This window comes from Dietzia sp. SLG310A2-38A2 (assembly GCF_014145095.1).
In the GTDB taxonomy this organism is placed as follows: Bacteria; Actinomycetota; Actinomycetes; order Mycobacteriales; family Mycobacteriaceae; genus Dietzia.
In genome coordinates this window covers 755-11,302 of the sequence record NZ_JAALDX010000549.1, presented here as the reverse complement: position 1 = coordinate 11,302, position 10,548 = coordinate 755, and the positions used below count along the sequence as shown (strand labels likewise).

12 protein-coding genes are annotated in these 10,548 nt (G+C 62.0%); 7 read left to right on the top strand and 5 right to left on the bottom strand.

All coding sequences use genetic code 11. The features are described 5' to 3' along the window. Nucleotides 1-142: 142 nt before the first annotated feature. A complete protein-coding gene (locus tag G6027_RS18135; protein WP_182638335.1) occupies nt 143-892 on the bottom strand; it encodes a hypothetical protein in 750 nt (249 codons plus the stop codon). Nucleotides 893-1,229: 337 nt separating this feature from the next. Between G6027_RS18135 and G6027_RS19260 the strand changes: the two genes are divergently transcribed. The 3 genes from G6027_RS19260 (at nt 1,230) to G6027_RS18125 (ending at nt 3,059) form a co-directional block, all read left to right on the top strand. Further along, the gene (locus G6027_RS19260) at nt 1,230-1,487 is read left to right on the top strand and encodes a hypothetical protein (protein ID WP_241727277.1); all 258 of its coding nucleotides are present in this window, start codon (nt 1,230-1,232) and stop codon (nt 1,485-1,487) included. 267 nt (nt 1,488-1,754) lie between these two features. Continuing rightward, entirely contained in the window at nt 1,755-1,877 is a 123-nt protein-coding gene (locus G6027_RS19385; RefSeq protein WP_277612371.1) for a hypothetical protein, read from the top strand. Nucleotides 1,878-2,009: 132 nt separating this feature from the next. Next, the gene (locus G6027_RS18125) at nt 2,010-3,059 is read left to right on the top strand and encodes an NAD(P)-dependent alcohol dehydrogenase (protein WP_182638334.1); all 1,050 of its coding nucleotides are present in this window, start codon (nt 2,010-2,012) and stop codon (nt 3,057-3,059) included. A gap of 12 nt (nt 3,060-3,071) precedes the next feature. Here the strand turns inward: G6027_RS18125 and G6027_RS18120 are convergent, their stop codons facing one another. Further along, nucleotides 3,072-3,497: an organic hydroperoxide resistance protein gene (locus G6027_RS18120; protein WP_182611330.1), complete on the bottom strand. Its 426-nt coding sequence runs from the start codon at nt 3,495-3,497 to the stop codon at nt 3,072-3,074. A gap of 159 nt (nt 3,498-3,656) precedes the next feature. On the opposite strand from G6027_RS18120, the gene G6027_RS18115 reads away from it, so the two are divergent. After that, nucleotides 3,657-3,851 (top strand): hypothetical protein, encoded by a 195-nt coding sequence (locus G6027_RS18115; protein ID WP_182638333.1) that lies wholly within the window; start codon nt 3,657-3,659, stop codon nt 3,849-3,851. A 9-nt stretch (nt 3,852-3,860) separates the two neighbouring features. Here the strand turns inward: G6027_RS18115 and G6027_RS19555 are convergent, their stop codons facing one another. Both G6027_RS19555 and G6027_RS18105 read right to left on the bottom strand, forming a co-directional pair. Beyond that, on the bottom strand, nt 3,861-4,145 hold the full coding sequence (locus G6027_RS19555) for a cupin domain-containing protein (RefSeq protein WP_182638332.1): 285 nt from the start codon (nt 4,143-4,145) through the stop codon (nt 3,861-3,863). Nucleotides 4,146-4,535: 390 nt separating this feature from the next. Then, complete coding sequence (locus G6027_RS18105; protein ID WP_182638331.1) at nt 4,536-5,657, bottom strand: aminotransferase class I/II-fold pyridoxal phosphate-dependent enzyme; 1,122 nt, start codon at nt 5,655-5,657, stop codon at nt 4,536-4,538. A gap of 797 nt (nt 5,658-6,454) precedes the next feature. Here G6027_RS18105 and G6027_RS18095 point away from each other — a divergent pair. The 3 genes from G6027_RS18095 to G6027_RS18085 all read left to right on the top strand — a co-directional run bounded on the left by G6027_RS18095 (nt 6,455) and on the right by G6027_RS18085 (nt 9,701). Next, nucleotides 6,455-7,387, top strand: coding sequence for a sulfotransferase (locus tag G6027_RS18095; protein WP_182638329.1), 933 nt, complete (start codon nt 6,455-6,457; stop codon nt 7,385-7,387). After that, nucleotides 7,384-8,397, top strand: coding sequence for a GNAT family N-acetyltransferase (locus tag G6027_RS18090; protein ID WP_182638328.1), 1,014 nt, complete (start codon nt 7,384-7,386; stop codon nt 8,395-8,397). The genes G6027_RS18095 and G6027_RS18090 overlap by 4 nt, the downstream gene beginning before the upstream one ends. Nucleotides 8,398-8,555: 158 nt before the next feature. After that, complete coding sequence (locus G6027_RS18085) at nt 8,556-9,701, top strand: glycosyltransferase family 4 protein (RefSeq protein ID WP_182638327.1); 1,146 nt, start codon at nt 8,556-8,558, stop codon at nt 9,699-9,701. 248 nt (nt 9,702-9,949) lie between these two features. Here the strand turns inward: G6027_RS18085 and istB are convergent. Then, a partial coding sequence (istB, locus tag G6027_RS18080) for an IS21-like element helper ATPase IstB (protein ID WP_182638340.1) occupies nt 9,950-10,548 on the bottom strand: 599 nt, incomplete at its 5' end.

Here is a 10,548-nt window from a genome sequence, read left to right as displayed (position 1 = left end):
GGCCGGCTCGCCATAGAGCGAGCCGGCCCCTGTTGCTGCCGGTCAGACACCGCAGATCGGTTGCCGCCAGTCGGTTGCCGCCGGCGCGTGGATCAGACCAGACAGCGCGACGACGACAAGTCCCGCCGCCGCGCCCCCGCGATCAGCTCCCCGCCAGGCCACCGATCAGCTGCCCCAGGTCGAGCCCGTTGATCAGGTCGGCGGAGAACATGGCCGGGTCGGCCCCGATGTCGCCGAGGGCGGTCGACCCGGAGGTCACCGATCCCAGGCCCAGCCCGTCGAGGCTGCCGGTCACGACCTCGGTCGGGTTGGGCTCGCGGATGGTCACGCAGGTGTTGATGGGGTTGGCCACCCGCCGGCCGCTCACCAGCGCCAGGTTCGTGGCCGCGCCGGTGTTGAGCACCTCGCCCGGGGTGGCGTCGGCGGGCACTCGGTACGTGGTCTCGAGCGTGGCCTTGGCGTTGCCGGCGGTGGTCCACCCGGCTCCCGAGTAGTAGACGGAGTTGCTCGCGGAATCGCGGCTCACATCGTCGGTCACGGTCGTCCACGTCTGTCCACCCAGCAGGTACCAGATGCTGGAGCGGGCCTGGACCAGTTCGAAGCCGGCCGGGTGGAAGTCGTCGATGCGCGTGACCAGGGCGCCCGCACCGCTCACCGTGGTCCGGAACGTCACTGTGCCGCCGGGGGCCGCGGTCCCGTCGCCGACGACCTCTTTGTTGAGGTAGTAGTTGGTGCCCAGGGTGTTGATGTCGTTGAAGGTCACGGTCTGGGCGGTGGCGCACGCCGAGGTGTCGGCGGTGGCGACAGCGGCTCCGGTGCCTACGGCCAGCCCGGACGCGATGAGCAGTGCGGCGGCGCCGGAGGCGATGGTGCGGGTAGTGCGTGAGGTCATGTGGTCCCTGTCTGCAGGCGAGGGGCAGCGAGCCCGCTCGGTGGCGGAAGTGGCGGGCCGTGAGACGCGGGGTGCGAGTGCCGGCGCGTGACGGCCGACTCCACCATAAACTCCCTTTTTTAATCTCAAGGAGGTTACCTCCGGCATCGAGGCGATCCTCTACTCCTGCCTCCGGACTGCGCCCTGAACCCAACTCCACTCTTACGCCAGCCTTGCGCCACCAGAAGGGGAGTATCCCTCACACGCTTCGTCGTCACCACGGCCCACGGGCCCGGCGGAGCGGGCCCAAAAGGGCCGGTAGAGACCTTCGACCACCCACTGGTCGACAGGTCCCGTCATGCACCCACCCCTCTGGCTCCGGCTTGCAGTCCTGGCGTTCATCGTCCTGACGCTGGCGATCGACCTTGTCGCCCACCGCAGAGCTCACGTGATCGGCGTCCGCGAAACCGCTACCTGGTCGGCCGTCTGGGTCGCCCTCGGCGTGGGCTTCGGCGCGATCATCTGGGCCGTCTGGGGCGCCGACTTCGGCCAGCAATACTTCGCCGGCTACCTCATCGAGAAAGCCCTGGCGGAGGACAACGTCGCTATCGGATAGTCCGCCAGTGCGACGAGCACCTCAACCCCGACCAGTCCCGCCTGCTCGCGGCGTTCCGCCGCCTGATCCCCATGGCCGATACCTTCCACGGCCAGCGCTTGCTGGTCTGCAAGGGCAGGCTGATCATGACCACTCCCCTGCTGGCCGTGTTGGTGCTCATTGAGACCACCGACATCGCTTTGCCGTCGGCTCCATCCCTGCCATCTTCGCCGTCACCGACGAGGTGTTCGGCAGCCTGCGCGCCACAGGGATCAGGAAGCACAGGGCGTGCCCACTCCGGCCGAGCCCCCGTTCCGGGTCGCCACCGCCGAGGAGGACGCCGCCCTCGAGCCCGTCTGGCGCCCGCGGCGGAGCGTGGAACGGGACCGCGAGCAGCAGACCCGGACCTGACCGCGCATCAAAGGAGAAAGAAGAACACGACGACGAGGTGTTCGCCACCCGATTGCATGCACGAAAGGGCATACTTGTGATGGGCGTCACTCGTCCGGTGCGCCCTCAGGCGAGTCAGCGAGGAGCGCCGCCATGAAGGCAGTCGTGTTTGAAGGTTTCAAGACCTTCCCCGTACTCAAGGAGGTCGACAGACCTACTCCCGGTCCGGGCGAGGTGCTGCTCAAGGTGGCTGGCTCCGGCGCCTGCCATTCCGATGTGGGCCTGTTCCACGAGTTCCCCGGCGACCCCACCGGCTTCCTCACCCCGCCGTTCACCCTGGGCCACGAGGTCTCCGGATGGATCGAGGAGCTGGGCCCCGGCGTCACCGGCCTGAACACGGGCGAGGCGTTCCTGGTCTACGGTCCGATCGGCTGCGGACGCTGCAAGCCGTGCTCGCGTGGGCAGGACACGTACTGCCAGGACGTGCCCTCAGTGGGGTACATGGCCACCGGGCTCGGTCGCGACGGCGGCATGGCCGAGTACATGACCACCAACGCGCGCAACCTCATCCCGCTGGGCGACGCCGACCCCGTCGCCGCCGCTCCCCTGGCGGACGCCGGCCTCACTCCGTACCACGCCATCAAGCGGGTGCTGCCCGACCTGACCACCCCGGGCGCGACCGCGCTGTGCATCGGCCTCGGCGGCCTGGGCCTGGTGGGGGTGCAGATCATCCGGGCCATGACCGGGGCCACCGTGTACGCCACCGACACCAAGCCGGAGGCCGTCGCCGCCGCGGAGAAAGACGGGGCGATCGGCATCCCGAGCGAGGGAGCCGCCGAGAAGCTCCAGGAACTCACCGGCGGCCGCGGCGTCACCGCCGTGTTCGACTTCGTCGGCGCGGCCCCGACCCTTGAGCTCGCCGCCGCCAGCGTGGCCCAGCAGGGCTCGGTGACCGTGGTGGGTCTGGCCGGCGCCGACTTCCCCTGGAACGTCTTCCGCCTGCCGTACGAGGTCAACTTCTCTTCCACCTACTGGGGCACTCTCGAGGATCTCCACGAGGTGGTGGACCTGTATCGGGCGGGCAAGATCAGCCCGGAGGTCCACGTGTATCCGCTGGACCAGGCCCTGGAGGTGTACCAGAAGCTTGTCGACGGCAAGGTCAGCGGACGCGCGGTGATAGCCCCGCACCGCGCCGCCGGCTAGCCCCCGCAAGTGTCAGTCGTCGGAGACCGAGACGCTGACCTCGATGTTGCCCTTGGTGGCGCGGGAGTAGGGGCACAGCTCGTGAGCGAGCGTGGCCAGCTCATTGGCCTGCTCGGACTCGAGCCCGGGGATCACCACTTCGAGGTCAACGGTCAGGTCGATGCTCTGCTCCCCCGACGCCACCAGCGAGACCCGGGCGCCCACCGACGAGCCGTCGATCTTCACCTTCTTCATCCGCGCAGCGCTCTGCAGTGCGGAGTGGAAGCAGGCTGCGTACCCGGCGGCGAACAGTTGCTCGGGGTTGTTGCCCTCCCCCGACCCGCCGAGCTCGGTGGGCGGGGCCATCTCCAGATCCACGGCCTTGTCGGCGGTGGCGACGTGGCCGTCGCGGCCTCCGCCGGTGGACAGGGCTTCAACGGTGTACAGCGGATCCGCCATGACAGTGCCTCCTGGGTTGAGCGTTCGAGTGCGGCCCAAGGTACGCCTCGCCGGCCACTGGCACCGTTCGCCGCAGGATGCTTAGGGTGGAGGCACAGGAGGCCGCGAGCCAGTCATGACCTCAGCGCAACGAGACAGTGGGACAAGGAGGAGCCTGAGATGTTTGCCGAGGACCGCCCCGATCCGGACGAATACACGCCGGAGCCGGATCCCGTCACCGCAGCCGAGGAGTACACGCCCGAGGTGAGCGTCGACGACCCCACCCGAGAGGCCGATCCGGCCGACGTGGCCGAACAGCTGGTGGTGGTGCCCACCGACGACGACGTCGACCCGGACCTCGCCGAGGACGACTGACCGCGCGACTCAGTGGTCGCAGTTCGCCAGGTCAGTCTCGGCGAGCGGCTTTCCCTCGGGGATCACGTAGGTCACCATCAGCACCACGTCCTCATCGCCCTCGTTGCGCCCCTCGTGCGGGTAACCCGCGCCCTCGATGATCGACTCGCCTTGGCTGTAGACGTGGACGCCGCCGGGATAGATGTCGGCGTAGTGGGTGAGTTCGCCCTGCTCCACAACCGCGATCAGCTGCCCGTAGTGGCAGTGCTCCCCGGTGCCGGCCCCGGGCTCGATGGTGATCTCACGGAAGGTCACCCCGACGCCCGCCGCGCCGCCATCGACTTCTACGTCAACCGGCCCGTCCTGCTGACCCGCGGCGATGTCGACGGCGCGGACGGGCTCCGTCGTCTCGGTCGGGGCCGGTGGCTGCGCTTCCGTCGGGGACTGCGGAACTTGGGGTGAACATGCGGACATTGCCATTGCAAGCCCTGCGGCAATAAGAAAGGTGCCGCCCCAGCCAACTGTGCCCCGGATTGATGAAAGTGGCATACGTAGTCCCCGTGTCTGCTCAGACTGACTAAGGGAATCCGGTCAGCGTGAGGCAACGCTATCCCAACGATTAGCCCTGAGAAGCCGCTTGGCCCCAGCTCGGTTAGGGCTTCCGGTGAAGGGCTTCCGGTCCGCACTCTGGCGACGCGCCGAAGCCTATTGGCGGATCAACCTGGTCCGAACAGCCTCGATGACCTGCTCGACTTCCGAATCCGCGAGGCCGAACCCGCTGGGCAGGGTGACCCCCCGGCGGAACAGCGCCTCGGATGCCCCGGTGGTGAAGGCGCGGGCGTTACGCCACACCGGCTGCAGGTGCATCGGCTTCCATAGGTGACGCCCCTCGATGTCCTGCGCGTCCAGGTGAGCGACCATCTCGTCGGCAGACACTCCGACGGCGGTTCCCAGGTCGATTGCGGTGAGCCAGCAGTTGTCGGCCGTGCCATCCACAACTTCTGCGGATCCGAGGAACCTGAGGCCCTCGATGTCGGCGAAAGCCTCTACATACATTGCGCGGATCTCACGCCTCCGGGCGATGAAGCTGTCCAGCTTGGCCAACTGTGCACGACCGAGAGCCGCGAGGATGTTGGACATCCGGTAGTTGTAGCCGATCTCGGTGTGTTCGTACCAGGGAGCCGGCTGTCGGGCCTGAGTGGACAGGTAGCGGGCGCGGTTGATCATTTCCCGGTCATCGGAGACCAGCATCCCACCCCCGGATGTGGTCATGATCTTGTTGCCGTTGAAGGAGAAGGCGGCGGCCCGCCCATACGCTCCGGCGGCCCTTCCCTTGAAGGTCGCACCGAGAGATTCGGCCGCGTCGGCGAGCATCGGCACCCCCAGCTCAGCGAGCCCCGTCTCGAGTACGTCGTACTCCACGCAGCGGCCGAAAAGATCAACCGGGATAGCGGCGACCACCTCACGTCCCTCGCCCTGCAGAGTGCGGATCGCCTCAAGCATCAGCTGCGGATCGACGTTTCCGTCGGACTCGCCCGAGTCAACGAACACAGCATCGGCACCGGTGTAGGCCACTGCGTTCGCCGTGGCAGCGAAGGTCATCGAGGACAGCACGACGCACGTCCCGGGCTTGGCCCCCAGCTCCAGTAGCGCGAGATGAAGTGCTGCGGTTCCAGAGCAGAGTGCCAACGCGTGCCGACGCCCGGTGCGCTCACAAATCTCTGCCTCGAACGCGTCCACCTCAGGCCCCAACGGCGTCACCCATCCGGAACGGATCGCGCGAATCAGGGCTTCCTCCTCCTCGGGACCAACGGTCGCTTTCGACATGAGGATGCGTTTCAAAACCGTCTCGCTTTCACTGGTAACAGGTCGGCCATGACCGAGACAGACAGTACATCAGACTTCGTCAGTATAGGATCGCGCCAGGCAACCAGAAACTCTGGACAACTTGGAGATCAATTGAAGCACGCAACAAACACCCTGCCGACCCGGATTCTTGACTTACTGCTCGTTATTGTGACAATGCCCCTCTGGGGCACCGCATTAGCGGCACTTTCGGCAGCAAGCCTACTCAACCAGGGTAAACCCATTCTCTTCCATCACAAACGGCTAGGAAAGAACGGGACAATATTTAGCGCCGTGAAGTTTCGGACAATGATCCCTAACGCTGACCTACATCTGGACAGCAATGGCGTACCAACAACTACCAGGATAACCCCGTTTGGCGCCAAGTTACGACGGAGTGGGCTTGACGAACTACCGCAACTATTGAACGTACTGCGCGGTGAGATGTCACTTGTCGGTCCCCGCCCTGTCGTTCCCGAATGGGAGCACAAGATACCTGGAGGGCTTCAGCACACACGCTTCTTGGTGCGGCCGGGAATCACCGGACCTGCCCAAGTGGCAGGGAGAAACACCGTCCTTTGGTCGAGACGACTGAGCCTCGATTCCCAGTACGCCTCTGCGCCTTCAGTGAGAGCTTACCTCCGTACGCTTCTAAAAACACCAGTCGCCCTACTTCGGCCTACTGTATCCAATGACAGAAACCAAGCAGAGGTAGACGACCTAGGTTAGTCAGATGCGCAAGCCTCCATAAATCCACGACAAAACGAAACGGAGCAGAATTGAAATATATTTCCAAGGGAGCAGATTATGAGGGCTTTCTGCGGCGCCTGAATCGCGCAACGCTTAGCGAGTTTGGTGACGACCAACCGACGTCAAGCCATCAACTCAGCATTCAAATCACCGGGTATCCGAGATCTGGGACCACCCTCCTCTTCCAACTCCTCGCGAAATCCAGAGCCTTGGGCTACCCCTCCAACATTATGGCGCCATACTGGCGCACTCCCCATGTAGGTGCGGCTCTTCAAAGTGCGCTTTCCGCTGTAGCCCCACCTATTCAACTGGCATCCCTTGGCGGACGCACTTCCGACCCTCTAGGCCCTCACGAGTTCGGTTACTTCTGGAGGGAACTGCAGGGACACGATTCAATGTCCCTTAAGGCAGACAGGCCACCTGCGCCCGGAAGTGAAGCCCGTAGGGTACTGGACCTTGTGAATGACGCTTTTCAGGCGCCAACGGTATACAAGAACTTCTTAGCGCCGATACATCACCATTACATCTCCTCTGAAGTGGGCCGCAGCAGGTTCATAGATATCCAGAGAGACGTGCGAGATACTGCTGCCAGCATGGTCGGACTCAGGCGTAGGCTCAACGTGGATTCCAGTTCATTTCTTGGTCCGATACCCCGGCAGCCGAGGTTGCACTACCAATCCGATGTGGAAATGGTGTGCCACCAGATTTCGGATATGCGCAACGCGGCTTCCGACGCGAAGTTCGAAGACTCTCCCTATCGCCTCACCGTCGACTATGCCCACATGTGCTCCGACCCCGTGCAGATAGTCTCGGAAATACTTGACTATTGCGGAGCGTCCTATACGGAAGCAGATCTGGGATCAATTCCTTCCAAGCTCAAAGTGTCGCGACCCTTCCAAGGCCTAGAAAAAGAAGCGCAGAACTCGATAATCGAGTATCTTGACCGGGAGAAACTGCTATGACACTTTACGAAGATCTAACTGTTCGCGAAGTGGGTTTCGCAGAGTGGAGCAGACTAGACTTTGATAGTCCGTACTACACAAAGAGCTACTGCGATATATCGGGAATAGTCGAACCGGATTTCGTCGCGCCCGTTTGTCTCGAATTCAGGGGAGATGCTACTGGAATAGTTGCCCATCTTCCGCTACTTCTTCGCAAAGTACCCGGTACCCCGTACTTTGACGCAACCTCGCCCTATGGCTACGGCGGCCTGCGCGGCGACCCTGTATCTATCGAGTCTTTTGAGCCTGCCTTTGCCCAATGGGCCTCGAGAAACAATGTAATTGCAGCCTTCCTTAGATCAGACCCGACCAACGGTCAGCAATACAGACTTGCCCATTCAGCCTCAGGACTAGTCCAATTGGGATCGACGGTCCTTTGGCCCACAGATGATCCCGGCTCGCTAATGAGCGGAATGAAAAAAAAGCACAGACAGTACACCCGGAAGGCCCGGAGATCCGGCTTGACCGTTTGCGCCAGGCAGGAAGTCCAAGATTTACAATCTTTCGCAGATCTTTACTCCACGTCTATGAAGCGATTGAATGCTAGCGAATACTACGGCTTTGGCCAATCGTACTGGGACGCCCTTGCCTCAGCGGACGACTTTGATTTGCTACTTGTTGAAGTCGCGTTCGACGGAGAAATTGTCTGCGGTCTGATTTGTCTGGTTGGAGGAGAAACTCTGCATGCACACCTGCTAGGAACGTCAGATGCAGGCAGAGATATGAAGGCCAACTACCTCGCCTACTACACAGCTGCCGAATGGTCCGCGACTAACGGCCTCGCTAATTTTCATTTGGGGGGTGGGTTCGGTGGAGAAGAATCCGACCTACTCGAGTGGAAGGCTGGGTTCTGCCCAGCAGCACCTCTAGCGGACTTCAGCGTGTCTAAAATGGTGCTGAATCAACATGCATATATCGAAGTAGCAGGTACGGCCAGCACAGAAGGCTATTTCCCTCCTTGGCGGTCTTGATTTGTTGAAGTTAGAGCGGTGTATCACTCTACGAAAGACGACTCAATGGTTGACCAACCTGACCTTGGCCCCCAGCAGCTGCTCAAAATCGGGTAGAGGCGTAGCCCATTCTCATCCAATCTAGCCCAGCCATCTGAATTGACCAATAAGGACAAACAATGAAGCTGCTTTATGGTTTCACCGCCCCGCAAAGCGCCCGAGGCTTTCTTCGGGGCCAGGCAGAATACATGGATTCAAAAGGCTATGACGTGCATGTCGCAGCGAGCCCTGGGCCCGAACTTGATGAATGCCGGCGTCTATACCCGGTGAAAGTACACGAGATAGTCATGTCTCGGGACATCAATATTCCGGCAGATCTGAAAGCTTTTGTAGAATGGCTCCGCCTTCTTCGTACACACAGGCCGGATGTCGTCAATTTCGGCACCCCTAAAGCGTCACTTCTTGCGGCTCTGGCGTCGTTTCTGGCACGCACCCCCCGTCGCGTCTATGTTGTCCGGGGATTACGATTCGAGGGAGAGACTGGCAAACGACGCCGTCTACTCATCTGGATTGAACGCATAATTTCGGCATGCGCCACGGACATAGTTGTCGTTAGCGAAAGTGTTGGATATTCGATGCGAGCAAGTTGCATAACTCGCAAGCCTCTCATGCTTATTGGCTCTGGTAGTAGCAACGGCGTTGATAGCGAGTCTTGGAAGTCGCGAGTTAATGCTGTGCCGGCGACTTCGGTTCGCGAGTCTCTGGAGGTCTCTCCTGTTGAGTTCGTAGTTCTCTTCGTGGGCCGAATTAACGCAGACAAGGGCATATCAACCGTTATTGAAATGTGTAAGTGGATACGAGACGCGAGCACGCCCGTCAAAGTAATTGCTGTTGGCCGCGTAGATTCCGAAACCGCCGCCAGGACGCTTCGTGAATCTGGCGCGAATGTCCTGCTAGTAGAATATCAACGTGATTTGGCCCCTTTATATTCGATTGCTGACGTACTGATACTACCAACTAAACGAGAAGGGTTCCCGAACGTTGTTCTCGAGGCTGCCGCTGTGGGCATTCCAACCATAACAACGAGGGCGACTGGCGCGATCGACTCTATTGTCGAGGGCGAGACTGGTTTCGCGGTGGACATCGACGACGGGCGCGAAATGGCAAACCGTGTACTGCAACTCGCTGCCAATCCCGATCTTCGGCGAGGGATGGGAGAAGCGGCTTCAGACCGCGCGGCTGAGAAATTCCGTCAGACAGATATCTGGCAAGGCTTAACAAGCATATACGAGGGCCGTCCGTCCCCAAACGTCACGCTTGTGTAGCTTTTCGATACAACGTTGGCGTCCGAATCTGGAAAGTTTGACTGCTCTTCCGGATCCGGAGTGCGTAACGGCGGTTCGCTGAGGGCGCGTTGATGCGGGAGTTGAGTGGATTCCGGTCGACTGAAGATCCAGTTTTTTGCTTTCTCTGAGAATGACAACCCCATTTGGCCCCGCTGTGCTGTTTTGATTTGGCCCCACCCTCGTGATGGGTTGGGGGTGGGTGCGCCGGTGGTTGGCGTCCCGGGCGGTCAGGTGGTCGCGGGTTCCTTTCGGTGTTGGGCCGCGGTGGTGGCCAGTCGGTAGGAGGCGGTGCCGGTCTGGATGATGTGGGCGTTGTAGGTCAGCCGGTCGACCACTGCTGCGGCCAGTCGGGGGTCGGTGAAAGTGTTGCCCCATTCGCTGAACGGCGCGTTTGAGGCGCAGGCGATCGAGGCTCGTTCCTCTCGCGCGGTGATGATCTGGAACAGAAGTTCGGCCCCGCGTGGATCGAGGTGGACGTAGCCGACCTCGTCGAGGCACAGCAGGTCCAGTCGGGCGTAGCGGCCGACCACGCGGGACAGTTGCTTGTCGTCGGCGGCTTCGACGAGCTCGTTTACCAGGGCCGCGGTGGTGATATACCGGACTCGGCGTCCTTGCTCGGCTGCCGCGGTACCCAGGGCGATGAGCAGGTGGGTTTTGCCGGTTCCGGAGTCGCCGAGCAGGACCAGTGGTTCTCCGGCGTCGATCCACGCCCCGCCGGCCAGGTGCGCCAACGTTGCTGGTGGTAGGTCGGGCAGGCGGGCGGGATCGAAGTCGGCGAGCCGTTTGGTGCGCGGGAACTTGGCCTCGTTGACCCTGCGCATCCGTC

Excerpts from the sequence above, each read along its gene's own strand:
- G6027_RS19260 (WP_241727277.1), top strand. The coding sequence starts at position 1,230 with ATGCACCCACCCCTCTGGCTCCGGCTTGCAGTCCTGGCGTTCATCGTC.
- G6027_RS18115 (WP_182638333.1), top strand. The coding sequence starts at position 3,657 with ATGTTTGCCGAGGACCGCCCCGATCCGGACGAATACACGCCGGAGCCG.
- G6027_RS18090 (WP_182638328.1), top strand. The coding sequence starts at position 7,384 with ATGACACTTTACGAAGATCTAACTGTTCGCGAAGTGGGTTTCGCAGAG.
- G6027_RS18085 (WP_182638327.1), top strand. The coding sequence starts at position 8,556 with ATGAAGCTGCTTTATGGTTTCACCGCCCCGCAAAGCGCCCGAGGCTTT.
- G6027_RS18120 (WP_182611330.1), bottom strand. The coding sequence starts at position 3,497 with ATGGCGGATCCGCTGTACACCGTTGAAGCCCTGTCCACCGGCGGAGGC.
- G6027_RS18105 (WP_182638331.1), bottom strand. The coding sequence starts at position 5,657 with ATGTCGAAAGCGACCGTTGGTCCCGAGGAGGAGGAAGCCCTGATTCGC.
- G6027_RS18135 (WP_182638335.1), bottom strand. The coding sequence starts at position 892 with ATGACCTCACGCACTACCCGCACCATCGCCTCCGGCGCCGCCGCACTG.
- G6027_RS18125 (WP_182638334.1), top strand. The coding sequence starts at position 2,010 with ATGAAGGCAGTCGTGTTTGAAGGTTTCAAGACCTTCCCCGTACTCAAG.